The organism is Pedobacter heparinus DSM 2366, assembly GCF_000023825.1.
In the GTDB taxonomy this organism is placed as follows: Bacteria; Bacteroidota; Bacteroidia; order Sphingobacteriales; family Sphingobacteriaceae; genus Pedobacter; species Pedobacter heparinus.
The window spans coordinates 1609123-1634188 of the sequence record NC_013061.1 but is presented as its reverse complement, the minus strand read 5'-3'; the positions used below and the strand labels follow the sequence as shown (position 1 = coordinate 1634188).

General features: G+C 42.0%; 21 protein-coding genes and 1 pseudogene. 15 read left to right on the top strand and 7 right to left on the bottom strand.

Annotation, left to right across the window (positions count from 1 at the left end; genetic code table 11):
* Positions 1-10: 10 nt before the first annotated feature.
* Positions 11-871, bottom strand: coding sequence for a sigma-70 family RNA polymerase sigma factor (locus PHEP_RS06870; protein ID WP_012781531.1), 861 nt, complete (start codon positions 869-871; stop codon positions 11-13).
* Positions 872-1049: 178 nt separating this feature from the next.
* Here PHEP_RS06870 and PHEP_RS06865 point away from each other — a divergent pair, with 178 nt between their 5' ends.
* A complete protein-coding gene (locus PHEP_RS06865) occupies positions 1050-1517 on the top strand; it encodes an Lrp/AsnC family transcriptional regulator (protein ID WP_012781530.1) in 468 nt (155 codons plus the stop codon).
* Here PHEP_RS06865 and PHEP_RS06860 read toward each other — a convergent pair.
* The 4 genes from PHEP_RS06860 to PHEP_RS06845 form a co-directional block, all read right to left on the bottom strand.
* The gene (locus tag PHEP_RS06860; protein WP_012781529.1) at positions 1514-4453 is read right to left on the bottom strand and encodes a DNA polymerase III subunit alpha; all 2940 of its coding nucleotides are present in this window, start codon (positions 4451-4453) and stop codon (positions 1514-1516) included. The two genes, PHEP_RS06865 and PHEP_RS06860, sit on opposite strands and share 4 nt — an antisense overlap.
* 3 nt (positions 4454-4456) lie before the next feature.
* Positions 4457-5614: a DNA polymerase IV gene (dinB, locus tag PHEP_RS06855; RefSeq protein WP_012781528.1), complete on the bottom strand. Its 1158-nt coding sequence runs from the start codon at positions 5612-5614 to the stop codon at positions 4457-4459.
* A 91-nt stretch (positions 5615-5705) separates the two neighbouring features.
* Complete coding sequence (locus PHEP_RS06850) at positions 5706-6134, bottom strand: hypothetical protein (protein WP_012781527.1); 429 nt, start codon at positions 6132-6134, stop codon at positions 5706-5708.
* 217 nt (positions 6135-6351) lie between these two features.
* A complete protein-coding gene (locus PHEP_RS06845; protein WP_012781526.1) occupies positions 6352-6543 on the bottom strand; it encodes a hypothetical protein in 192 nt (63 codons plus the stop codon).
* Between the two features lie 216 nt (positions 6544-6759).
* On the opposite strand from PHEP_RS06845, the gene PHEP_RS06840 reads away from it, so the two are divergent.
* Both PHEP_RS06840 and PHEP_RS06835 read left to right on the top strand, forming a co-directional pair.
* On the top strand, positions 6760-7314 hold the full coding sequence (locus PHEP_RS06840) for a hypothetical protein (RefSeq protein WP_012781525.1): 555 nt from the start codon (positions 6760-6762) through the stop codon (positions 7312-7314).
* Between the two features lie 42 nt (positions 7315-7356).
* Positions 7357-7749 (top strand): acyl-CoA thioesterase, encoded by a 393-nt coding sequence (locus PHEP_RS06835; protein ID WP_012781524.1) that lies wholly within the window; start codon positions 7357-7359, stop codon positions 7747-7749.
* A 213-nt stretch (positions 7750-7962) separates the two neighbouring features.
* On the opposite strand, the gene PHEP_RS06830 is transcribed toward PHEP_RS06835, so the two are convergent.
* Positions 7963-8208, bottom strand: coding sequence for a hypothetical protein (locus PHEP_RS06830; RefSeq protein ID WP_143715711.1), 246 nt, complete (start codon positions 8206-8208; stop codon positions 7963-7965).
* A gap of 222 nt (positions 8209-8430) precedes the next feature.
* Between PHEP_RS06830 and PHEP_RS06825 the strand changes: the two genes are divergently transcribed.
* The 11 genes from PHEP_RS06825 (at position 8431) to PHEP_RS06770 (ending at position 23585) form a co-directional block, all read left to right on the top strand.
* A complete protein-coding gene (locus PHEP_RS06825; RefSeq protein WP_012781523.1) occupies positions 8431-9003 on the top strand; it encodes an RNA polymerase sigma factor in 573 nt (190 codons plus the stop codon).
* Between the two features lie 74 nt (positions 9004-9077).
* Positions 9078-10199, top strand: a complete 1122-nt coding sequence (locus tag PHEP_RS06820; protein WP_012781522.1) for a FecR family protein — start codon at positions 9078-9080, stop codon at positions 10197-10199.
* A 267-nt stretch (positions 10200-10466) separates the two neighbouring features.
* The gene (locus PHEP_RS06815) at positions 10467-13754 is read left to right on the top strand and encodes a SusC/RagA family TonB-linked outer membrane protein (RefSeq protein WP_238326447.1); all 3288 of its coding nucleotides are present in this window, start codon (positions 10467-10469) and stop codon (positions 13752-13754) included.
* A 17-nt stretch (positions 13755-13771) separates the two neighbouring features.
* The gene (locus PHEP_RS06810; protein ID WP_012781520.1) at positions 13772-15052 is read left to right on the top strand and encodes a RagB/SusD family nutrient uptake outer membrane protein; all 1281 of its coding nucleotides are present in this window, start codon (positions 13772-13774) and stop codon (positions 15050-15052) included.
* A gap of 33 nt (positions 15053-15085) precedes the next feature.
* Positions 15086-16024: a phosphodiester glycosidase family protein gene (locus PHEP_RS06805; RefSeq protein ID WP_036673858.1), complete on the top strand. Its 939-nt coding sequence runs from the start codon at positions 15086-15088 to the stop codon at positions 16022-16024.
* Positions 16025-16043: 19 nt separating this feature from the next.
* A complete protein-coding gene (locus PHEP_RS06800) occupies positions 16044-17363 on the top strand; it encodes an SMP-30/gluconolactonase/LRE family protein (RefSeq protein WP_012781518.1) in 1320 nt (439 codons plus the stop codon).
* 11 nt (positions 17364-17374) lie between these two features.
* Complete coding sequence (locus PHEP_RS22280; RefSeq protein WP_012781517.1) at positions 17375-19315, top strand: phosphodiester glycosidase family protein; 1941 nt, start codon at positions 17375-17377, stop codon at positions 19313-19315.
* A gap of 23 nt (positions 19316-19338) precedes the next feature.
* Positions 19339-20997 carry an alkaline phosphatase PafA gene (gene pafA / locus PHEP_RS06785; protein WP_012781516.1) on the top strand — a complete coding sequence of 553 codons (1659 nt, stop codon included), beginning with the start codon at positions 19339-19341 and terminating at the stop codon, positions 20995-20997.
* A gap of 263 nt (positions 20998-21260) precedes the next feature.
* Positions 21261-21521, top strand: a complete 261-nt coding sequence (locus PHEP_RS06780) for an exonuclease domain-containing protein (protein ID WP_012781515.1) — start codon at positions 21261-21263, stop codon at positions 21519-21521.
* A gap of 267 nt (positions 21522-21788) precedes the next feature.
* On the top strand, positions 21789-22370 hold the full coding sequence (locus PHEP_RS06775; protein ID WP_143715709.1) for a hypothetical protein: 582 nt from the start codon (positions 21789-21791) through the stop codon (positions 22368-22370).
* 96 nt (positions 22371-22466) lie between these two features.
* Entirely contained in the window at positions 22467-23585 is a 1119-nt protein-coding gene (locus PHEP_RS06770) for a TlpA disulfide reductase family protein (RefSeq protein ID WP_012781513.1), read from the top strand.
* Positions 23586-23776: 191 nt separating this feature from the next.
* Here the strand turns inward: PHEP_RS06770 and PHEP_RS21875 are convergent.
* Positions 23777-24010: pseudogene (locus PHEP_RS21875) on the bottom strand (DNA translocase FtsK); the annotation flags it as partial.
* A 434-nt stretch (positions 24011-24444) separates the two neighbouring features.
* Between PHEP_RS21875 and PHEP_RS06760 the strand changes: the two are divergent.
* The gene (locus tag PHEP_RS06760; RefSeq protein WP_012781511.1) at positions 24445-24987 is read left to right on the top strand and encodes a hypothetical protein; all 543 of its coding nucleotides are present in this window, start codon (positions 24445-24447) and stop codon (positions 24985-24987) included.
* Positions 24988-25066: the final 79 nt, after the last annotated feature.

Below are 25066 nucleotides of genomic sequence, written 5' to 3'. Positions count from 1 at the left end.
GGTAAATATATCAGATATATTCCATCATGTATGCTTTTGGTTGTTCCGATCTTAATGTTTTCAGGGCTTTGTCTTTAATCTGCCTTACCCGTTCTTTACCGAGGTTCATCTTACCGCCAATTTCATCCAGGCCAATGGCCGGATAGCCACCCAAACCATAAAACATGGACAGGATTTCTTTTTCGCGTTCCGGCAGTCCTCTCATTAGTCGCTTCACATCTACAGTAACAGAGTGCTGCAATACCGTAGTATCTGTTTTTTCTACATTGGTATCCTCTATGGTTTCGGCAAGGGTAAAACCAGATTCTTCTGCTATTACTGTATCCAGGGAAGTTGTCATGGGGGCGTGGTGCAGATAATCGACCACCTTTTCTTCCGGCAGTTCAATAAATTCACAAACTTCTTCCAAACTGGGTACCCGTTCCAGCTGTTGTTCCAGGTCAGCCATAGCCTTGTTGATCTTCATGATTCCACCGATCTGGTTTGCAGGCAGACGGACGATACGTTTCTGTTCGGCAATTGCGATCATAATACTCTGACGGATCCACCAGACGGCAAAGGAGATGAATTTAAAGCCTTTAGTTTCATCAAACCTTTGGGCAGCTTTAATCAGCCCCAGGTTTCCTTCTGCAATCAAGTCGGACAAACGGATGCCCTGGTTCTGATATTTCTTGGCCACAGATACTACAAAGCGCAGGTTGGCTTTTACCAGGCGGTCTAATGCCGACTGGTCTCCCTTCCTGATCTTCTGGGCAAGCACAATCTCTTCTTCAACGCTTAGTAAGTCAATTCTTGCAATGTCATACAAGTATTTTTCTATCGAGTCCGAATCCCGGTTGGTAATGGACTGCTCTATCTTTAATTGTCTCATCGCAGGCAAGGTCAGAAGAATTGAATTTCAGATCAATGGACTTTGTTTATTTCCGACTATTTTACGGAAATACGTCATAAAATTTGCACTTTTTACGGAAATTTGAGTTTCAGCGTTTATTTTTTTATTAATTTCGAAATCTCAGTGTAACTGGTACACTTTCATCAAATTAAAGGTAATGAATACGGGAGACCTCGACAAAACAGATATTGGTATTTTAAGGCTTTTGCAACAGGACGCATTGCTGAGCAATAAGCAATTGGCACTGGAACTGAACAAATCTACTGCTACCATTCATGAAAGGGTAAGGCGGTTAAAAACGGAAGGTTATATCAAACGCTCGGTAGCCATTCTGGATGGCAAAAAGATTGGCAAAAGCCTGATTGCCTATTCGCAGGTACAGCTAAAAGAACATACCGACAGTGCTTTGAGCGGCTTTGAAAAAGAGGTGGTAAAATTTCCGGAAGTGATGGAATGCTACCACATGACAGGGGCTTTCGACTTTATTCTCAGGATCGTGATCTCTGATATGGATGCCTATCACAATTTTCTGAGGAGCAAACTGGCACAGCTTAGTAATATCGGCACGGTCCAGAGTTTTTTTGTAATGTCCGAGATCAAGACTGAAACAGCCTATCCCTTTTAAGCCATTACCGGGTTATCTACCAGGGGCAATTTGGCAAAGCGGAACACTTCAATACTTGGAAAGCCAAAATCTGTCGCCACTTTGCCCAATATCAGGTAACAGCCCTTTCCCCTGAAAGGGTATACAGGTGTATGGGTAGAGAAATGTGTGGTATCAAAGAAATTCCCCTCGGCGTCTAAAAAGGTACCGAACCACATTTTTTTGTTGTTTTTGGTGTGCACTGTTTTTTCGCAGACGTACAAACCTACCATTTTTATAGTTTGACCAATATATGCTCTTAAACCTGAAGCTTTCACATCACCTCTGTAGTCTGTTTTCAGCATGTCAAACATTCCCATACTTACCGGATAGCCCAGCAGTTCGAGTTCATTATATGCATCCTCCAGTTTGTCTGAATCCAGGGGCGGAAGCACACAGGCTTTGCTTTCCATCCGGAAAAGTTCCTGTGAGGGTACTTCCGGTTGCTTATTGCCCAGGTAACTGTACACCTCCCAGAGCAAGGCTTTTTTACTGGAACCTGTAAAGCGCAATGCACCGATCCTGATGAGCAGGATGGCCTGTTCCAGTGTGATTCCTGTACGCCGTACAAAATCTTCCAATCCTTTATACAGACCATTGGCCCTCCGTTCTTTGGGGATCAGGGTCATATGCCGGCTCTCCAGCCCCTGAATACCAATCAGACCCAGGTAGGCATCTGACCCATTGATGCTTACAACATCTTCACTGTGGTTTACACAGGGCAGGTGTACTACGGCCCCTACTTTACGTAACTCGTGCACATATACCCAACGCTGGTAAAAGCCTCCATAGTTATTGAGTACAGCAACCATAAACTCTTTAGGGTAATAAGTCTTCAAAAATAAGCTCTGATAGCTCTCTACCGCATAACTTGCGGAATGGGCCTTAGAAAAACTGTATCCGGCAAACGAAGCCACCTGCCTCCAGATTTCTTTGGTTACCTCCTCATCCCTGCCCTCTTTCTTTGCATGGATAAAAAAACTCTCTATCAGGCGGTCAAATTCCTTTTTTGAACGGTACTTTCCACTCATTCCTCTTCTCAGGATATCAGCATCTGCCAGATCAAGTCCTCCATAATGGTAACAGATTTTGATCACATCTTCCTGGTAAACCATTACCCCATAGGTATCTTTCAGGTGCTCTTCCATAATCGGGTGCAGGTATTTCACTTCTTCAGGATGGTGATAGTTGTAAATATAGGTCGCCATCATACCAGATTGCGCTACACCGGGCCTGATAATGGAACTGGCTGCCACCAGTGTAAGGTAGTCTTCACAAGCCAGTTTGACCAGCAATTGCCGCATGGCGGGCGATTCGATATAAAAACAGCCAATGCTGCTACCCTCTTTCAGCAAACCATTAAGTCTGGGATCTTTCAGCAAGCTCCTGGTATCATGGATATCGACCACATCACCCGTATTTTGCCTGATGAGCTGCACGGCCTCTTTAATATGGCCAATGCCCCGCTGACTCAGAATATCAAATTTATCCAGCCCTATAGCTTCTGCTTCGTACATGTCCCATTGTACCGTGGCAAAATCTTTTGGGGGCAGGTCCAGCGCGGTATAATAAGTGATTGGATCTTCCGAAATCAATATCCCCCCGGCATGTATAGAACGTTGGTTAGGCATTTTCTCCATCATGCCATGCGCAGCCATGATCTTTTTATAAACAGGATTTTTTTTGTGTTCTTCCTGTTTTACAGGATCTAGGAAATCATCGATCTCTGCTTTGGGCAATCCCATTACCTTCCCGATCTCCCGGAAGACCGAGCGGTCTTTAAATGAACTCATCGTACCCAGCATGGCCGTATGCTTTTCACCATAAGTATTAAAAATATACTGTTGTATATCTTCCCTTTCATCCCATGAATAATCTATATCAAAATCCGGGGGCGAACTGCGGTTCTTATTCAGAAACCGCTCAAAATAAAGATCCAGCTCTATCGGGTCTACATCGGTGATGAACAGGCAGTAAGCCACAATACTGTTTGCCCCTGATCCCCGGCCTACATGATAATAGCCCTTACTTTTGCCATAGCGGATGATGTCCCAGGTGATCAGAAAATAAGCAAAGAAATCAAGCTCTTCGATAACTTCCAGTTCTTTTTTCAGCCGTTCTGCGGCCTCATGATTTTCACCTTTATAACGCTGCTCAAGTCCGGCCCAAGCCAGCTGTTCCAGCAGCAGTTTGTCTTCTGCCTTGCTCCCTTTGTAAGTCTTTTTGTTCCTTCTTTCTTTGTTTACATAATTAAGGGTACAACCCGCCATTAATTTTTCTGTATTTTCAAGAATAAAAGGATAAGCGGCATACAAATGCTTCAGCTCACCGGGGGGCAAAAAATGCTCGTCCGGCCTGCATTTATTACCTTCATCAACCTTAGTAAGCAGTGTATTCAGGTCTATTGCCCGCAGGTATTCATGCAGGCGGTAGTGTAAACGGTTGTAAACCGTTACCGGCTGCCAAACCACCAGCTTATCCTTCAGCTGGCTCAGGTCCCTTCCGTAAAGCAGGTTCAACTGCCCTGGCCGGATGCCTATAAAATCATCTGTCCCGACTGCTATGCCACTTTGATAAGGATAGATCACACAGGCATTTTTAAACGCATCTGCCCTGGCGGGCAATTCCTTTTTGCTGAAGTTATGAAAGGTCAAAAAGTCGTTCAGTTCCTTCATTCCTTCCTTGTTCCTGGCTATACCGATATATAACAATTTATTCTGCTTCCTGAATTCTATTCCACCGATCGGCCTGACACCATGCGCCCTGCATTCCCGCATAAATTCCATTACCCCGGTAGAGTTATTGATATCTGTAATGGCCATTTGCTCAATTCCCAAAGAAACTGCCTCTTTTACAAGCTGTTCTACAGACATGGTGCCATAACGCAGGCTATAGGAAGAGTGGACATTTAAAAACATAGCCTACAATTTGATGCTGAGTGTAGAGGCCAGGGCTATCGCCTTCTCGCCATACCTGTTCCTGATCTTGTCCATGGCCTGGTACAGGTTATATTTTTCCTCTGAAGCACTGTACAAATCAATCTGTTCATAACCGTTTACCAATGCAGACAATTTGATTCCTACCAGCCTGATCAGCATCCTTCGGGTATAGGCACGTTCAAAAAGTTCTTTGGCTTTGACAATCAGCGTGTCGTCCAGCGCAGTATAAGGAATGCGGCATTGCTGGGTAATGGTTTCAAAATTGGAATACCTGATCACAATGGTAACACAAGCTGTTAGTTTTTGCTGCTTCCGTAGTTCATAGGCCAGCTCTATAACCATTCCGGTGATCAATTGCCTGATCTGTGTAAAATCTATACTGTCGCTTTCAAAAGTCTGCTGCTTGCTGATCGATTTCTGTTCCCTGTAAGGAATTACCGGAGTATGATCTATACCATGTGCCTTCTGCCACAATGACAAGCCATTATTTCCCAAAACCTTATATACCTGCTGCTGGGGAATCTGCGCAAAAGTATGGATCTTTCTAACCCCCATTTCGCTTAACTTCAAAAAAGTGGCTGCACCCAGTCCCGGTATTTTTTTGATAGACAGCGGGTTTAAAAATGAGGGTATCTCCAGTTGTTCCACCTGTAATGCCCCGTTCGGCTTACATTCATTGGTAGCAATTTTTGAAACTGTTTTGTTAACTGACAAGCCAAAAGAAACCGGAAGGCCACTTTCCTTAAATACCTGCTCCTTTAGCTCACGGGCAAATTTCATGCAGCCATAAAACCGTTCCATACCTGTCATGTCTATATAGTGTTCATCAATCGATGCCTTTTCTAAAACAGGTACCTTTTGCTGCAGAATCTCGGTCACCATCCGCGAATGCTCGCTGTAATCGTCCATATTTCCTCTCACAAATTCAGCATGGGGGCACAGTTGCCGGGCCAGCCTTGAGGGCATGGCCGAATGAACCCCGTATTTCCTTGCCTCATAGCTACAGGAAGTAACCACTCCGCGATCTGACAAGCCACCAACAATAACGGGTTTACCTGCCAGTTTACTGTTCTTTTTAATCTCTACTGATACAAAAAAAGAATCCAGATCCATGTGGATGATGTGCTTATCTGAAGACATAAAAATAAAAACTTAGGTACAGCAAAGCTATACTAAAATATTTAGCAAAACAACAAAATTACTATTACTTTTAGTTGATATAAATGTATTCCTACCGCACTACCTTTGCATAAGTATTATTGGCATTCAGCAGGATGAGGTCTGCATAGGATTGCAGATAAAGTTCAGACTGTCCCTGTGCAATAGCTCTGCTTAACAAACCTGCCAGGTCGTTCAGCTCTTTCCTGAGGGATTCGCTTAAGGGGATAACCGAATGGCCCAGCCCCTTTTCCAGCAATAAGCCATTGTTATAACTTTCGGGATAACGCTGCAGAAAATCTTGCAAAAAAAGTTCATTAAAGAGCAGGATCCATCCGTCCTGCGAAAAGTGCTCCGGGTCGAAAACAGTACCTGAAGAAACAAAGATCATTTCCTTCCCATTGTCCAGCCACAATAGGCGGCTCCAGATTCCGGTCTGAAACCTTAAGTTCCGATAATAATCATCCAGGCGTTTAATATTCAACAAAAAACTTGTGTCCATAAAGCAATGAAAATTATTTGTTTCTATACAAAAAACTGGAGCGAATCACAAATATCTGAAGCTATACTCAAATAACATTGGACTACATGGAATACCGAAGGTTTAATCAAAATACCAGATCAATTCAAAATAATATTTCACAAAAAATAACCAGGGCAGGTCTGTACCGAATTATCTATTTATGCCGTCTTACTCTGCCTGTTTTGTTCCAACAGGTTTAATTCAGCCTGTAATCTTTAAACGACTTCAAAGCCGGGCTATAATAGACCTTATAAGCATGTCTTTTCTGACAATCCTCACAGCCGCAATCATCGGCAGGGCTGCTGCAGTAACATTCTTTTCCACAACCGTTGGGATACCTGTCAAAGAGTACACTCACCTCCCAGTCAAATTGATTATACTTTTTCATGTTTTCCTCCTTTCAAATGCCAGATCAATTTTATTGAACCGATGATTAAATATATGCCGGTAAAATGAAACAGGAAATAAAGGGTAGTTATAAAGGCAGATTCAATCGTTGAAATGTGGGTTTAAGGCTGTGGGTTTCCTAAGCATTGGAAAAAGATTGACCTGGTATTTATTCTGGCATGAAAGTAGTACATACCCTGATATCAAATAAAAAGAAATGAACTTACCATCCTGGAAGCGGATTAACTTTAAAAAAATCAAAAAAGATGTCAGGAATAGCTTTACAAGCCTTGCCGAAGGTGGTTTTAAGCAAATCTTTAACCAGATAGACCAGCTGGGCATCAAAAAGGGAGTAGATACGATGGGCATTGATAAGTTTATCAATCAATGTGCATTACTGGCGGCAGGTTCGGGCGCGCTGACTGGTGTAGGTGGGATCAGTACCATGCTGATTGGCACGCCCCTGGATGTGATCAACCTGATTATGCAACAGTTTCGCGTAACACTGGCCATTTCCTATCATAACACGGGTAGGTATAAAATCCGCTTTGAGGATTTTTTCAAAATCGTAGCATCATCTGTTAAAGCCGATACCAAGCTGGCCATCAGTAAAAATGTAATGGAAGAAGTTGCCGAGAAAATCCTGATGAGCATAGGCTCTAAGGCAAGTCGGCGTTTGGTACCTGTTGTTGGCGGGGTAATTGGCGGAACGGTAAATTACCTGTTTATCAAAGGGATTGCAAAAGACCTGAGAGAACAGAAAATTAGGTAATTTGATTTACTATCCAATAATATATTATGATCTTTACAAAATATGCAAGATTACCTGTTTGAAATTCAATTAAAAGTAAGAGATTACGAATGTGATATCCAGGGCATTGTAAACAATGCCGTCTACCAGTCTTATTTAGAACATGCACGCCATGAGTACCTACTCTCAAAATCCATTTCCTTTAAGACCCTAACAGCACAAGGTATCCTGGTAATGGTATCCAGAATAGAAATGGATTTTAAAAAATCGCTTACCAGTGGAGATACTTTCACGGTAAAACTCCGGACAGAAAAAAAAGGGTTAAAACTCCTATTTTATCAGGACATATACCGCATGCCGGACCATGCCCTCTGCCTGAATGCAAAAGTAGAAGTGATCGCCCAAATAAACGGGCGACTTAACAGGGGAGAGATCTTTGATACTTTAGGCTTTTAATACTCGTATTACAAATTGAAATTCCCCAGATAACAGCTATTGGCAATCTGTTTCCTGTCCAGTGCAATAAAAGAGATATACACCTCCATATAAGCATTCAGCAAATTGGGGGCAGGTTTGCCACTCCGCTCGTCCGGCTACCGATGAGCCTTGCGGCCTCATTGTGAGGGATGCTCCTCCCGCTGAAAATCTCTTTTTTGTTGTCTTCATAATTTAAAAATTGCGGCCATGCATATTGCCCTGGCCAATAATAACAAGGTATACAATGCCCAGTGCTGCGGCGAAAATACAAGCTTCCGGTCCAACAATATGTAATATTTCTAGCCAGACCAAAGTCAACCATACTCTATGTGATTGACGAAGAACATTTAAAATTCCAGTATCATTTAATTGCCTTACAGCAATATAGCCATAAAATATTTTTAAATTCACCAGTACCATAACAGAAGCTGATGGCAATATTTGCTAATTTGAAGAAGAAACTCCGGTTACTAAAATACTTGGAATTTATCCCAAAAACTGCAAACCTATGTTAGTAGATGACAACTTGGTAAGTGGACATCCTAAGTTTACTATTTTTACTGCGAATTTTTAAACTTAACAACCGCATAATATACCTGTCATAATTTATACGCTAATTTGAAAATAATTGCGACATTGCAGTTAGAGTAACATAGTTAAATGGCAAAGTATAGCAAATTTACTGATCTTGAACTGGTAGCCATGCTAAACAAAGGCGATCAATTGGCTTATACAGAAATATTTGAGCGCTATAAGATTATATTATACAAACATGCCATTCGTCTGATCAACGACCAGGAAGAAGTAAATGACATTATACAGGAGTTATTTCTTACGTTATGGCAAAAAAAAGGGACAATTATACTTACTACCTCGCTTTCATCCTATCTTTACCAGTCTGTACGCAACAGGATATTTGATTTCATTGCACATCAGAAAGTAGAAAACAATTATCTGGATTCAATCCGTGACTTTGCCCTAAATGGCCAGCTCATTACAGAAGATCAGATCAGAATGAAAGAACTGAATATCATTATTGAAAAAGAAATATCAGCACTTCCAGAACGGATGCGAAAGGTATTTGAGATGAGCAGACTTACAGATCTGAGCTATAAGCAAATTGGAGAACGGCTGGATATATCAGACAAAACTGTGAAACAACAAGTATACAATGCCGTAAAGATTCTAAAGTTAAAGATCAATTATATTATTACCATCCTGCCTATTATCTAGTATTTTACAATTCATCTAATACCTTTTGTCCATCATCCCGTCTTAGTCATATAAAGAGGATAATAATCCTGCATATGAAAGACGAAGAAATTATAGCACTTTTAGAAAAGTATAAAACAGCTGAACTTAGCCCGTATGAAAAATCATTGCTGGAAAGCTGGTACATTCAACAGGTAAAGGATAGCAAGCATGAAATAGCCGACGAAGATTTAGTTAAAAACTTACAGCAGATTGGCAAAGTCCTACCTTTAAAACAACAACGTCCTTTTAAAATAACCTGGTCTAAAGTAGCAGCTGCTGCTGCAATAATTATAGTTGTAGGTGTTGGGATACAAATTTCAAAAAAGCCCGTTAAAACTGAGCGTTTATCAGACAAACTTTACGCAAACAACATCATTGCAGGCAAGAATTCGGCCACCTTAACACTTGCCAATGGAAACAGTATTGTCCTCAGTGACGCAAAAACAGGAGTGATAATTGGTGATGACTTGAGATATAATGATAATACCGCTGTCACTTCGAACAATACTACCTCAACAGGAACAACTTCACTTATTGAGGCTGAAATGGTCACCGTGGCGACACCCCGTGGTGGCACCTACCAGGTAGTTCTACCAGACGGCACCCGTGTTTGGTTAAATGCAGCCTCTTCCATTAGCTTCCCAACTAATTTTGAAGGCAATACCCGTACCGTGTCGCTTACCGGAGAAGCTTATTTTGAAGTTGCACATAACAAATCCATACCATTTCGTGTAAAAAGTATCAGGCAGGAAATCGAAGTTTTAGGAACCCATTTTAACATTAACAGTTATGCAGACGAGCCAACAGTAAAAACAACTTTGCTGGAAGGAAGTGTAAGGGTCATTACCACTGGAAAAGTTCATAAAGTTATTTTAAAGCCAGGTGAACAGGCACTTGTAAAAGACAATATAAAAGTTGCAGGTATCAATCCGCAAACTGCAATAGCGTGGAAAAACGGTGAATTTATGTTCAGAAACGAACCACTGGAAAATATCATGAGAGCCATCTCCAGATGGTATAATGTAGAAGTGATTTACCAGGCCGATGTTTCTGGCAAGGCAGTATGGGGCACCATAACCAAATATGGCAGTGTATCAGAAGTCCTGGAAATGATCACCCTTACCGGAGCTGCAAATTTTAAAATAGAAGGCAAAAAAATCATTGTATTACCATAAATAAAAATAAAACTTAACCAAAACCAAAATGCCATGGCACAGAAAAATACAGAACCATAACCCTCATGTTTGAAATAATTTGAAAAAAAACCAGAAGTGCGGCAAACACCTCTGGCTAATACGTTCAAATTTATGCCCAATAAATTTTCGACAATCTATTCATTCACAATTCAAACTATCCAAATGTATAAAATTTATACTAAAATTTTGTGTTGGCCTAAACGCCGCATTCCCATTCCACTAGTTATGAAACTAACTATTTTGCTAATGACAACAGTTTTGCTCCAGGTAAGTGCAGCCGGGTTTGGGCAAAAAATTACCTTGTCCAAAAAGGCTGCAACCATCGAAGCTGTATTTGAAGAAATAACGAAACAAACCGGGTACATGATACTTTGCCAGATGGACATTATCAAAACAGCAGGCGTAAATGACATCAATTATAAGCAAGCCACAATTGAAGAAGTTTTGGGTACCTTCTTTCCCCAAAAACGGCTTTCTTATACGCTCAAAAACAAAACCATAATCATACAACAGATGGAGCAGGCGGGGCAACTTAAAAACACTGAACCTGCAGCTTTCCGTAATATTGATGTTAACGGTAAGGTTGTTGATGAAACCGGGGCTCCTCTTTCGGGTGCATCTATTATTGTAAAAAACACCAATCAGGCAATATCAACAGACATCAATGGCAATTTTTCGTTCAAAAACATAAATGAGCATAGCATACTGGTTGTATCTTATCTCAGCTTTATTACCCAGGAAATTCCTGTAGCCGGAAAAACAACCATAAACCTCGTACTTAGAGAAAGCACAAAAGGTTTAAATGAAATTGTGGTGGTTGGTTATGGAACCCAAAAACGCGGACACATTACCAGCGCCATAAGTTCCTTCAAGCCAACAGAAAAAAACTCAAGACCAGTATTGGGGCCCGATCAGCTGATACAGGGAAAAATGGCCGGGGTAATGGTATCATCGGGCTCAGGCAACCTGGGTGGTGCGAACCGGGTAAGTATCAGGGGAATCGGCTCCCTAAGCGCCAGCAATGAGCCATTATATGTGATAGACGGAGTACCGGTCAGGTCTCACAATGCAGCGCTGTTCAATTTCGGAGAAGATATGAACCCACTTGCCGAACTGAACCCAAATGACATCGAGTCGGTAGATGTTTTAAAAGATGCTGCTTCGTCAGCTATTTATGGATCAAGAGCTACCAATGGTGTAATACTCATTACCACCAAATCCGGAAAAAGCGGAAAATCAAAAATGAATATAGATGCTTTTTCAGGTATACAGCAGGTACCCCACCTCAGCAAGTTAAAAATGGCCGATTCAAAGACCTATGTAAACGTAATCAATGAAGGTATAGACAATTACAACCTTCAATATGGTTATGCACCTGGTGTCGGTAATTTTGTTCCATACATCCAAAACCCCTACCCCGGACTTCCAGATACAGACTGGCTCGATCTGGTACTGCAAACTGCTAATACCAACAGCCTTAACCTGTCTTTTTCAGGTGGTTCAGACAAGGGCACTTATTTCATTTCCGGAAGTTACCTGGACCAGCAGGGTGCCATAAAAACAAACAGTCTCAAAAAATACACCGCCAAGATCAATCTCACCCAGAATGTATTTTCATGGCTTAAAGTTGGCGCCAATACCAATATGAGCTATTCTCATAACAACAGGGTGCCAGGTTCAAACTTAGGCTCAACAGTGCTGGCGCGTGGATTAGAACAAAGACCATTTGACCGTCCCTATAAACCAGATGGCAACTACTATGTAGGTGGTACCTCAGAACTGTTAAGAAACAACGCCGTACAAATCCTTAACGAACAAAAAGCCTACCTCGACAACTATCGCTTTTTAGGTAATTTTTTCGGAGAGCTCAGCTTTACAAAAGACTTAAAATTCAAATCCTCTGTCGGAACAGATCTTATCTATACCCATGATTATGTCTATTACAATGAAAATCACCCTTACGGAACCGGTTCTGGAAGGTTGATAGACAATACCCGGTTAAATACCAATATCGTATTCGAAAATACATTAAACTATAACCATAAATTCGGCGAACTGGACCTTGCAGTACTGACCGGCCATTCCTTCCAGAAAATCGGGGCTTCAGACAATTCTGTCGACGGAAGTGGTTTCCCTTCTGCGTCATTTGATGTCAACTCTGTAGCGGCAACCATCACTGCGGCCTCCACAGGCCTGTCAGAAAATGCACTGGAGTCCTATTTTAGCCGTGCCAACCTAGCCTATGCAGATAAATATCTGCTATCAGTTTCTATGCGCGCAGATGGTTCATCCCGTTTTTCCAGGCAAAAAAGATATGGATATTTTCCCTCTGTCTCTGCAGGATGGGAACTGTCTAAAGAAAGTTTTTGGATGCTCTCCGGTACAGATCTTAAACTCAGAGCCAGCTATGGCAAAACCGGTAACCAGGAAGGTATTGGCAATTATGCCTATCAGGCGCTCGCCGGCGGGGGTTACAACTACAACAATGCCAGTGGACTGGCCATTACCGGTTTTGGTAACGATCAACTTACCTGGGAGTCTGCAAACCAGTTCAACACGGGTTTAGAGCTCGGCTTGTTTAAAGGAAAAATCAACATCACTGCCGATTATTTTGTCAAAAATACCACCAACCTCCTGTACGAAAAACCAACCGCAGGAACCACTGGTTTTACCAGCCTCACCACCAATATCGGTTCCATGAAAAATAAAGGCCTTGAATTAGGGATCAATACCAATTATGCCTTAGGTAAGGTATTGTGGAATTCGAACTTCAATATTTCCTTTATCAAAAACAAACTAACCTCATTACTCGGTAATGAAGACCTGCTTATCGGTGCAAACCGCGTACTAAGGGTAGGCAGCGAAGTAGGGAGCTTCTATATTTATAAGCAGACCGGTATTTACCAAAGCGATGCCGAAGTGCCAAAATCTTTGTACGATACGGGTATAAGGGCTGGAGATGTGAAATATGAAGATGTAGACAACAACGGGGCTATAGACGTTAAGGATAGGTTAATTGTAGGCTCTTCTAACCCGGATTTTTTTGGCGGCTGGGACAATTCTTTTACCTATGGCAATTTCGACCTTAATTTCTCTGTCACCTACTCCTACGGAGCTGAAGTATATGCCCCATGGCGCATCAATGTTTCCAGGCTTGCAGGAACCTATTTTCCTTTTCTTGAAAGCGAAGCCAATGGCAGGTGGACAGGACCAGGAACCAGCAATACCGTGCCCAGGGCAATTAACGGCAATACCTACAACACCTACAACTCTACCCGCTTCCTCGAAAACGGATCTTATTTAAGGTTAAGAAACCTGAGCATTGGCTATAATCTGCCCAAAACCCTGCTTTCTAAATTTAAGCTGGAGCGGTTACGGGTTTATGCCCAGGCAGACAACCTGTTCCTGCTTACCAGGTATTCGGGCATTGACCCTGAAGTAAATGACAATACCGACCCAAAATTTTTGGGTGATGATAACCTGGTTATGCCACAGCTCCGGTCATTTAACCTTGGCTTCAACCTTACTTTTTAGCATTTAAATTTCAAGTCATGAACATCAAAATATTCATTTTACTTATCATCCTGTCAATCACAGGCCTCTCCTGTCAGAAACAGCTTAACCTTTACCCCCATTCAGCGGCCTCATCAGCCAATCTATCAGCCAAAGATGTTGAGCTTTTCCTGAACGGAGTGTACAGTAAGGTGCAAAATGCACCGGGTCGCGAATCTTATATCATGTCAGATCTGATTGGGGGCAATCTGATCACAGCAAGAGGAACCGGAGGCCCAATCCAGTTAATCAACAGTATACTTCGCCCGGAACAAGCCATGATGAGTTCCTCCTGGAACGGTTACTATAATGCACTTTACCAGGTAAATGTATTACTCGAATCTGCCAGTGATATGGATGCTTCCACCAGAAAAGAGGAAATATTAGGCACTGCTCACTTTTTCAGGGGGTACATTTATTACAATCTGGTATCCCGCTGGGGTGGCGTACCAGTGCTGCAAAAAAATACAACTGCAAATGTTGCAAGAAATACTGAAGCAGAAGTCTGGGCCTTTATCGAGTCAGAGCTTAACCAGGCAATTGCCCAGGCCCCAAACTACAACAATTACTACTATGTATCTAAAGATGCGGCAAAGGCACTAATGGCCCGGGTAAAACTTGCACAGGGAAAAATGACAGAGGCAGCAACTCTTGCAGAACAGCTCATTACCGCCGGCAATTTTAAACTGGATACCTTTGAAAAGATCTTCCGCAACCAGCAGAATACCGAAGAGATCTTTGCCTTTAAAAACCTCACTGCCGAATCCAGCATTGCCATCAGTACCCTTTTTTACACCTACGCACATCCTGTTAAAGGAAGTTATGCTTACGCACCTGCAAGTGACGTGATGCAACTGTTTGAAGATGGTGATAAAAGAAAAGCCATGTCTATCGATGTATATGGAAGTGATAATGTGATCAATAAATATCCAAGTGGGCAGTCAGGAACAGACCCCATTATTGTTACCAGGCTGGCAGAAATGTATCTGATCAGCGCAGAAGCGCAGGGTTTAAGCGGTTTGGGCCGGCTAAATCAACTGAGAAACACCCGTGGACTGCCAGATGTAAATCCCGTAGGCGAGGCGGCCTATATCAATGCTGTTTTGCTGGAGCGCAGAAAGGAACTTCTGGCCGAAGGCTTCAGGTGGTACGATCTTGTACGCCTTCAAAAAGCTAAAACAGAACTGGGCATTACCGATGCACAGTTTAAACTGCCCATACCCGAAAAAGAACTGGTGCTAAACAATCTGCTTGTGCCAAATCCAGGTTATGGTAATTAATCAAAATAGGTATAAATCATAAATATGAGACCAATGTTCACAAAAAATATATCCACATTAATGCTGATGTTCTTTTTTCTGGTATCTGTAGCTTGCAAAAAAGAGCAAACCCAGCAAACCGATCTCCGAATATTCAGTGCGCTTACAGAAAAGATCAAACAAAATTCTGATGTAATGGCCAATGTTTTTTCAGATACAACTTTCCAGATCCAGCCCGGAGTCGAAGAAACTGATATCCATTACCAAAGCCAGAGCGGAGGTCTTAGCACAAAGATTTTTATTTTAAAAATTGACCTTAAAAACCCGGATGTCAAACTCCAGGCCGCTACGCCTTACGATGCACCAGGCTATGGCTCACAAACAGTACCTGAAATGGCCAAATATGTAGATGCGGCCAACAACAGGGTTATCGCAGGCATAAACGGAGATTTCTTCAACACCAGCAGTTATGTGCCTCTGGGTATCATTTATAAAAAAGGGGTAGCAATTAAACCTGCCTTTACAGACAATACAGATAAGCCCCAGCAAGGTCTCAGTTTCCTCGGTATACTGGCAAATGGCAAACCTTATATCGGCGATAAAGAAACCGATTACCCCACAATAAAGAGTCAGCTCAAAGAAGCCCTCGGCGCAGGGGTATTTCTGGTTAAGGATTATAAAAAAATAACACAGAGCATCCCAACCGTCGATCCCCGCACCGGAGTTGGAATAACAGACGATGACCTGGTCTATTTCATCGTCGTAGACGGTCGCAATTTTTACAATTCCAATGGCATCAACTACCAGGAAATGGGGAAAATCATGTATGCATTTGGTGTAAAGAATGCAGTAAACCTTGATGGTGGCGGCTCTTCTACATTTATGATCAAACATCCCCGGGTAGATGTGTGGCAAATCCGTAACAAACCTTCCGACGGTTCTCCGCGCGCAATTGCAAATTCCTGGTTAATCCTATCAAAATCAAAACCTTAGGTTATTAAAACATAAGCTCATGAACAGAATATCCATCTTTATCATATTGGCCACACTCCTTTTTACATCCTGTAAAAAAGAAAGTAAAGCCCCGGTTACTTCAGCAAAACTTAAAATCACTTCCCTATGGCCCGATAACGGCCAGGCTGCTATGATCGTAACCATTAACGGAAAAAACTTCAGCAGCAACCCTGCAGCCAACATTGTAAAATTTAATGGTGTAGATGCGGTGGTTATTGAAGCCTCTGCCACACAGTTACAGGTAGTAAGCCCTTCAAATGCAGGTAACGGAAAGGTAACCATTACCCTAAACGGGCAATCTGCAGAAGGCCCTGTATTTACCTATAAAGCTGCCCCGGCATCAGAATATATCGTAAGTACCTTTGCCGGAGACGGAACTGCAGGCCTGTTCAACGGCGCTGCTGCCGATGCTCAATTCAGAAATCCGGAAGGCCTAGCCGTTGATGCACAGGGTAACGTTATTGTAGCCGACCGTCAGAACCATACCATCAGAAAAATAAGCCCGGCAGGACAAGTTACCACCATTGCTGGTGATGGAACCGCAGGCTATGCCGATGGAACAGGAACTGCAGCAAAATTCAGCTCTCCCTGGAAATTAGCTATAGATCCGCTGGGAAATATCATTGTCGCCGACCGTGATAACTTTAAGATCAGAAAGATTGCTCCTGATGGCGCTGTAACTACACTGGCAGGAAGCACGGCAGGCTTTGCAGACGGGACCGGCAGTGCAGCTAAATTTATGCAGCCATTGGATGTAGTAGCCGATGCGCAGGGAAACATTTATGTGGCAGACAATACCGCACACCGCATCCGGAAAGTAAGCCCATCCGGTACGGTAACAACCCTTGCAGGTGATGGCACTGCCGGATACCTGGATGCTACAGGTGTACAGGCCAAATTCAGAAATCCATCAGGGCTTACCGTCGATCAGCAAGGAAACATCATTGTGGCCGACCGGCTTAACCACCGCATCCGGAAAATAACTCCTGCAGGTACAGTTAGTACTATTGCCGGTGCAGGTACAACCGGGTTGTTAGACGGAGATGCACTTACTGCAAAATTTGCCGATCCTTATGGCGTTGCGGTTGATGCAGGCGGAAACATTCTTGTAGCGGAACTGACCAATGCCAGAATCCGAAAAATTACTCCTGTAGGGCAGGTCAGCACATTGGCAGGCAGCTCGGCAGGTTTTGCAGATGGATTAAGTGTAAACGCGAAATTCAATCAGCCAACCGATCTTGATATAGATGCTAAAGGAAACATCTACGTAGCCGAAGTAACCAACCATAGGATCCGCATGATCAGGTTAATCAAATAAAGCGAAAAGCCATGAAATATTTTAATCTTACCATAAGCAGAACAGCACTGGTTTTTCTTATTGTTTCTGTCATACATTTCAGTTGTACAAAACAGATTGATCAGGTCCTGTTAAAAGAGAAACCGATTCGCAGTGGATCGGCAGCTGTAACTACACTGTCCTACTCCAGCCTGACACAAAAACTGATAGATGAAACGAGTCTTATCGGCACAGTGATTTCAGATGATGAAATCACTGTTGCGCCAGGTGTAACAGAAACAGATATACATTATACCGATACCGCCGGCAAAGCCATGCACCTGTTTATTCTGAAAGTTAACCTCAACGAACCCCAGGTATTCATGGAAGTAGCTACACCTTTTAATCTTCCGGCATATGCCAGGCAAACCGTACCTGCACAGGCGGCCGAAATTGATACCGCTACCCATATGGTGATAGCAGGCATAAACGGCGATTTTTTTGATACCAGCACCGGTATTCCTATGGGTATTGTACATAAAAATGGTAGCATCGTCAAAAGCACTTTTAATGACAATACCCTGAAACCCCAGCAGGCAGTCAGTTTCTTTGGCGTAACAGAAAATAATGTTCCGATTATCGATTTTAAAAGTGGTTATGCCGCCCTCAGCAGCCAGCTTTACAACAGTACTGGCAGCGGAGTAATGCTGGTAAACAATCATCTTCCTGTTTCACAACCTTACACGGCAATCGATCCCAGAACATCAGTTGGATATGATGACAACGGCATCGTATATTTTGTAGTAATAGATGGACGAGACGCCCCCTATTCCAATGGAATGAACTATGCACAGCTTACCAGTGCTTTTATGGCTTTTAATGTAAAAAATGCTGTAAACCTGGACGGCGGCGGCTCCTCTACTTTTATGACCAGAAACCCGGTAACCAATTTATTACAGGTAAGGAATCAGCCTTCAGACGGTACCGCACGTGCCGTTGCCAATGCCTGGCTGGTCTATATCAGTAAGGTGCTGGTCAGCAATTACGCTGGTACAGGAACTGCCGGCTTAGTGAACGGAGCTAAAGCCAGTGCCCGTTTCGATAGCCCCGAAGGTCTTGCTATTGATGCATCAGGTAATATGTACATTGCAGATAAAAACAACAATGTGATCCGGAAAATCACTTCTACCGGAACAGTGAGTACCTTTGCAGGTACCGGAGTGGCGGGCTTTGCAGATGGGGCCGGCAGTATAGCTAAATTTAACGGACCATGGAAAGTTGCTGTCGATGCAACAGGCAATGTATACGTCGCAGACAGGGACAACTTTAAGATCAGGAAGATCACTCCGGCAGGTATCGTAAGCACACTTGCCGGAAGTACAGCCGGTTATGCAGATGGAACAGGGAGTGCCGCTAAGTTTATGCAACCGCTTGATGTGGCCATTGACCCCTCTGGCAACGTAATTGTGGCCGACAATACCAGCCACCGCATCCGCAAAATAACAGCAGCAGGTGTGGTAACTACAATTGCCGGAAACGGAACAGCAGGTTATACCAATGGAACAGGCACAGCTGCACAATTTAAAAACCCATCAGGTGTAGATGTCGACGCATCCGGAAATATTTATGTTGCCGATCGTTTAAACCATCGGATCAGAAAGATCACCACATCGGGAGTAGTCAGTTCCTTAGCTGGCACCGGAACTTCGGGCACTACAGATGGCGCGGCTGGTTCAGCCAAATTTTCAGACCCTTATGGTGTTACTGTCGATGTATCCGGAAATGTGTATGTAGCAGACCTGATCAGTTCAAGGATCAGAAAAATATCATCCGGCCAGGTTAGCACCTTAGCCGGAACTATACCTGGTTATCAAAATGGAACAAGCACAATAGCCAAATTCAATCAGCCTACCGATCTGGTTATCCAGGGGTCGAACATCTATATAGCAGACCATTCCAACAACAGCATCCGTCTGGTCAAATTAATCAATTAAATATTGCACCAACAAAACACAATATGCCGCATACAAAATATAAACACTTCGTGTTGCCAGCCTTCTTATTACTTGCAACAACACTGTTTGCCCGCCAAACTTCGCCAGCTCAATCCACATTAAAAAGGCCCAAACTGATAGTTGGCATTGTGGTAGACCAAATGCGCTGGGACTATCTGTACAGGTTTTATAACCGATACGGACAGGCTGGCTTCCGAAGGATGCTGAACGAAGGCTTTACCTGCGAAAATACCATGATCAGTCATTTGCCAACCTACACGGCAATAGGACATACCTCCATATACACCGGCTCTGTTCCAGCCATTCATGGCATTGCAGGCAACGACTTCATCAACCAGCAAACAGGAAAAACAATGTATTGCGCAGGCGACAGTACCGTACAAACTGTCGGCAGTATCAGTCCTGCCGGTAAAATGTCTCCGTGTAATATGCTATCCTCCACTATTACCGACGAGCTAAAACTAGCTACAAACTTTCGCTCCAAAGTAATCGGCATTGCATTAAAAGACCGTGGTGGTATTTTACCGGCCGGACATGTTGCAGATGCTGCCTACTGGCTGGATGATGCTACAGGAAACTGGATAACAAGTACATTTTACATGCAGGAACTTCCTGCATGGGTTAAGGCATTTAATGCGGGTAAACAAATCCAAAAATACCTGAGCCAGGACTGGAATACCTTATACCCTGTCAATACTTATGTGCAAAGTGACCAGGATAACAGTAAGTACGAAGGAAAATTTAAAGGAACAGACAAGCCTGTATTTCCGGTTAAACTTGCCGAAATAGAAAAAACTATGGGTCCTGCACTCATCAGGTCTACCCCTTTTGGCAATACCCTAACCTTAAATATGGCTAAGGCAGCTGTCGATAATGAACAGATGGGACAAAATACGGTTACCGATTTTCTGGCGGTAAGTTTATCCTCAACAGATTACATTGGCCATCAGTTTGGCATCAATTCCATCGAGGTTGAAGATACTTACCTGCGTCTTGATCGGGATCTGGCTGATTTTTTTAATTATCTGGACGTTAAACTCGGAAAAGGCAACTACACTGTTTTCTTAAGTGCCGATCACGGAGGTGCACACAATCCGCTTTTTCTTCAGGACCATAAACTGCCCGGTGACCTATGGAATTCTGGAAGTTGTTTAAAACAGATCAATAGCATTCTGAAAGAAAAATATGGACGGGAAAACCTCATATTAACCCTCATCAATAATCAGGTACACCTCAACAATACAATTATTGAGCAGAACAGACTTGATGCAGAAGCCATTAAAAACGAATGCATTCAATTTTTTCAAAAACAGGATGGCATTGCATGGGCTGTAGACATGGAAAAAATCCAAACCACCAGTATTCCCGCAGCAATTAAAGAGCGGATAATTAATGGATACAACAGGCAGCGCAGCGGAATTGTCCAGCTTATTTTACAGACTGGATGGTATACAGGAACCTCCAAAACAGGTACTACACACGGTGCATGGAATCCCTACGATGCACATATACCATTAGTGTGGATGGGCTGGGGAATAAAACACGGCAAATCAAATAAGCAAACCTATATGACGGATATAGCCCCAACGATCGCCGCACTTTTAAACATACAGCCACCAAGCGGATCAATCGGAAAAACTATTGAAGAAGTATTGAAATAAAACAGGGAAAGACAAGCCCACCCCGCATTTGATCAATAATTCTGCATTCTTAGAGCGGGTATAGCATCTTTTTCGCTTCTTCAGCGGAAATTATGCAGCCCGTGAAAAGATATACTCAATTATTATCCATGCTGAATTAACATTTGCTTTTCTCCAGTATTCTAGTAAACTTTGGATAACCGGACAAACCAACACGCTACTCAATTATAAACCCCATGTTTAAAAAACATTTTCTTTCGATGGCCGAATACGCAGGATAGAATATGGATACTTGCTGGGAGCTCGATGACGATTATCAAAAACAGCAAAGCGAGATCATCGAAATCGGCATTTATAAATTGAATACAGAAACAGGCAAAATAACCTCGAGCGAAGGTATTCTGATAAAGCCCGTAAGATCCGAAATTAGTGAATTTTGTACCAGACTTACTTCTATCACTCCTCAGATGGTTGAAGAACATGGAATATCATTAAGTGAAGCCTGTACACTCTGGAAAAGAAGGCCCACACCACCGTGGCGTTGATGATGCCAAAAATATCGCAAAAATCCTCGGTAACCTTGTAGAGGCTTAATCGGCCCAATTAATTGCACTGCAACAAATCTGCTTGCAGGCATTTCTTCATTAATATAACTTCCTGTAGCGCCTTTTAAAAATTCCTAATCTTTGGGAATGGTTAATTATTCAATTGCCTTAATAGTTTGATCGACTATTAATAGTGAGACTTTTAAAAATCATGTGGACTGGACTGATTTTTTAGATCAAAAATTAATGATTAATTAATTAATATCTTTGACGAAAGATATAATAAATATGATAAGGCATATTTTTGTTGTAACAAGTTTCCTGATTATATCAGCAAACTTGTTTGCTCAACAGCATTCTGTTCCCAAAGTTGACTTTTTTAAAGACCAAAAAAAATTATTATGCTGGAGTGGCCCTATGTCATCTTCATTTAAAAGTAACAAGGAGATTTCCGCCGTGCCATTGATGCATTATTTTGATTCAAAGAAAGGAACTGCAAGGATTATCTGTAAACCTAATTATGGTTTTGACAAATGGAAGACCTATATTAGGAAGTATAAAAATATCGATATAGAGTATCAGAAAGTTAGAGAGATTGCGATCAATGAGAGTGTGCAAAAGAACTTTACTATTTATGCATTTCTGATGGAAAGCAAATACTTGGTAGACCCTACTGAGAAGCCATATTTCCCCGGAGAAAAGGAGATGGAGTTTCCTGCACCGATATTGATTTACAAAAAGGAAGGTAAGAACTGGAAACAGTTAGCTAAAGTCGATGTTAAGGATTGGAGTGCTTTTGCGGACTTGCAAATGAATACAATACTTGGTAAAAGTGGATATTCCAAATGAAAACGGTTTTATATTCCTACTGCCCGGCCTAGTTTTTACGAAGAAAAACCTAGTAACCCCACTTACACTAGCGGGGTTGTTTAACAAATTATCAATATGAAGAAACTATTAACGCCATTGCTTGTAATCATATGTTATGTCTCAGCTTCCAGCCAGTATAAGTTTACCCTTGATTTCAAAACCAAAACATTCAATAATGCAAAAGTTTATTTAAACGTTTACAATAACCAGAGCTTTACCCCAATCAGCAGAGATTCCTTTATTGTTGTAAATGGTCAACACATTATTAAAGGAGAGCTGAAACAGCCTAGCAATTTCGCAGATTTCAGTGTTTCATATCAGGGAAAAGGAATAGGAACGCGGTTTGTGTTGGATTCCGGTGAAAATAAAGTAAGCCTGGACACACCTGTATTAGTAACTAAAATGTTAACATTACTTTCCAACGCACGTGGCCATTTTGTTGTTGATGAATTAGACAATTTATTCTTAGAAAAGGTCGCTTTATATAAAGAACCCACCCGGATTAACGGTAATTTGCACATACCGCCCAAACTTAATGAGCAGATCAGGCAAGCTCAGTTAAAACGACTTCTGTCTTATCCGAATGACTTTGGCAGCCTACTCTATCTTTATCGTATGAGCCGTATCGATGCTAACCCTAAAACAGCAATGGACATTCTGGTAATACTGGAAACCTTTAGTGAAGAGCTGAAGAATTCTACTTTAGGAAAGCAGCTTTATGAGAAGGAGACCAATCTTATCAATAACAAAAAGGCCGCTGGCGCGGGCAATAAAGTTCCAATATTTAAAATTAACGACTTAAATAATGATGAATTTAGCAACAGCTCCCTGACTGGCCAGCCCTATATCATCGTCTTTTCTGCTACCTGGTGCGGCCCATGTCAGGAACAGTTGCCAATGTTGAAACAATTATATGAAATCTATAAGCAAAAAGGATTAAAAGTTATCTATTTCAACGATGATGACAATGTAATCCGCTGGAAAGAGCATGTATCAAATAATAAACTTAGCTGGATAAATGTATCGGAAAGATTGAAGCCCGCAAAAAGCAAAATTCCGAGATCTTTTGGTGTATATTCTATACCTACATGCCTTGTAGTGAATAAAAAAGGGACAATTATTTATAATTCAGACCAATCAGACCCGGGTTTAAATCATATTGAAAATTTCATTAAAAAAGCTATTAATAACTAATTTTTAGCATTGCTTTTCTCCAACATTCTATTAAACTAATAATTTAAAGATCAAAGATGATTTGCCTTTCTTTAATAACCAAACCAAGAACGTATTTTGCTCCAACCATTATTTCCTTCTCTTTCAACTACGTTTTCCGAAACAGCCACTTTAACTCCAGTCCCAGCCACTTCTCCACCATCTTCCAATCTTAAAGCATTAAGAAACAACTCAAGAGCATAGTCATCAGGAATAAGCACTTCCCTTGCCTTGCTCCCATCAAAAGGCCCAACTATTCCAATTGCCTTAAGCTGATCAATAATTCTTCCAGCTCTATTGTACCCCAGCTTAAGCTTTCTTTGTATTAACGATGTTGAACCTTGTTGGTGGATACCAATTATTCTTGCAGCATCCTCAAACATAGAATCCAGTTCATTTGGATCGAACACATGCTCCACAATTTGCACTGCGCTATCCATATCAGCTTCCGATTTTTTAAACCGCGCATAATAAGCAAGGAATAAAGACAAGCCCAGTTTACCGCTAAACAAGCTCAATCCTATGTCCTTGGCATCAACAAAAGGAATCAATGTAGCCGCTATTTCATCTAGCCTTGCTTTAATTTTATCTTCCAGCATTAAAAATCAGATTTTGCCTTTGAAGCTACTTCCATCAAAATCAATAACATAAATATTTACACCAAAATCATTATATTATAGATATAACCCGGTATTTGCTAAACTTCTACTTAGCTGATACCGCTGTTTTGGCAAGGAAAAGACACGAATACGATGTTGGAAAAACTGCGGAAGAAATCATTTTCGTCATTATTTTCTTTTTCACACTTAAAAAAATTAATTTTAATTAAAACCTTATTGTTATGTTAAATTTAGTTGCACGGCTCTGGGAGCATAAAGATTGCAAAGGGGCACATTTAGATTTAGGGGTTGGTTCTTACCGGGCTGAAAACCTTGGCAGTTTTGAATATAAAACAAGCGCACTTGAAGTTCCTCTGGGATTGAACGTGACACTTTTCGGCCATTGGGCATGCGACCCAAAAGATAAATTGTTTGATTATCACCCAGGCAAATGGGACTACGTTGGTGATGACTTCAATGACAGGACACGCAGTGTTGTCGTTCTTCCGAAAAGTATATTTTATGTAGCTAATGCTGCTGGCTTTAACTGGATCCACGAAACTCACCCCATCCCTGCAGGGTATGATTTATATTGTGACGAAGAGACTTGTAATAAAGGATCCTGGGGCGTATGGATTGAGAATGGATCAACGCTCAGGATACGTGTAAATCATGGTGGCGGTTGGTGCGGTGTTGCAATAACATTGAAAGAAAATGGCGGGCAGCCATCCAAACTTCTTTTTGGGTCGCAGGATCATAGAACGGTAAAATTGGGAGATTCCTGAAAGGCAATTTAAATCATTTAACAGGGCCAATTCTTCAGTCATTTTAGAAGACGAGGTTTAAAGATACAGTCCTGATTAA

Excerpts from the sequence above, each read along its gene's own strand:
- dinB (WP_012781528.1), bottom strand. The coding sequence starts at position 5,614 with ATGTCTTCAGATAAGCACATCATCCACATGGATCTGGATTCTTTTTTT.
- PHEP_RS06840 (WP_012781525.1), top strand. The coding sequence starts at position 6,760 with ATGAACTTACCATCCTGGAAGCGGATTAACTTTAAAAAAATCAAAAAA.
- PHEP_RS06810 (WP_012781520.1), top strand. The coding sequence starts at position 13,772 with ATGAACATCAAAATATTCATTTTACTTATCATCCTGTCAATCACAGGC.
- PHEP_RS06865 (WP_012781530.1), top strand. The coding sequence starts at position 1,050 with ATGAATACGGGAGACCTCGACAAAACAGATATTGGTATTTTAAGGCTT.
- PHEP_RS06805 (WP_036673858.1), top strand. The coding sequence starts at position 15,086 with ATGTTCACAAAAAATATATCCACATTAATGCTGATGTTCTTTTTTCTG.
- PHEP_RS06815 (WP_238326447.1), top strand. The coding sequence starts at position 10,467 with ATGACAACAGTTTTGCTCCAGGTAAGTGCAGCCGGGTTTGGGCAAAAA.
- PHEP_RS06825 (WP_012781523.1), top strand. The coding sequence starts at position 8,431 with ATGGCAAAGTATAGCAAATTTACTGATCTTGAACTGGTAGCCATGCTA.
- PHEP_RS06870 (WP_012781531.1), bottom strand. The coding sequence starts at position 871 with ATGAGACAATTAAAGATAGAGCAGTCCATTACCAACCGGGATTCGGAC.
- PHEP_RS06835 (WP_012781524.1), top strand. The coding sequence starts at position 7,357 with ATGCAAGATTACCTGTTTGAAATTCAATTAAAAGTAAGAGATTACGAA.
- PHEP_RS06820 (WP_012781522.1), top strand. The coding sequence starts at position 9,078 with ATGAAAGACGAAGAAATTATAGCACTTTTAGAAAAGTATAAAACAGCT.
- PHEP_RS06780 (WP_012781515.1), top strand. The coding sequence starts at position 21,261 with ATGGATACTTGCTGGGAGCTCGATGACGATTATCAAAAACAGCAAAGC.
- PHEP_RS06850 (WP_012781527.1), bottom strand. The coding sequence starts at position 6,134 with ATGGACACAAGTTTTTTGTTGAATATTAAACGCCTGGATGATTATTAT.
- PHEP_RS06845 (WP_012781526.1), bottom strand. The coding sequence starts at position 6,543 with ATGAAAAAGTATAATCAATTTGACTGGGAGGTGAGTGTACTCTTTGAC.
- pafA (WP_012781516.1), top strand. The coding sequence starts at position 19,339 with ATGCCGCATACAAAATATAAACACTTCGTGTTGCCAGCCTTCTTATTA.
- PHEP_RS06860 (WP_012781529.1), bottom strand. The coding sequence starts at position 4,453 with ATGTTTTTAAATGTCCACTCTTCCTATAGCCTGCGTTATGGCACCATG.
- PHEP_RS06770 (WP_012781513.1), top strand. The coding sequence starts at position 22,467 with ATGAAGAAACTATTAACGCCATTGCTTGTAATCATATGTTATGTCTCA.
- PHEP_RS06800 (WP_012781518.1), top strand. The coding sequence starts at position 16,044 with ATGAACAGAATATCCATCTTTATCATATTGGCCACACTCCTTTTTACA.
- PHEP_RS22280 (WP_012781517.1), top strand. The coding sequence starts at position 17,375 with ATGAAATATTTTAATCTTACCATAAGCAGAACAGCACTGGTTTTTCTT.
- PHEP_RS06760 (WP_012781511.1), top strand. The coding sequence starts at position 24,445 with ATGTTAAATTTAGTTGCACGGCTCTGGGAGCATAAAGATTGCAAAGGG.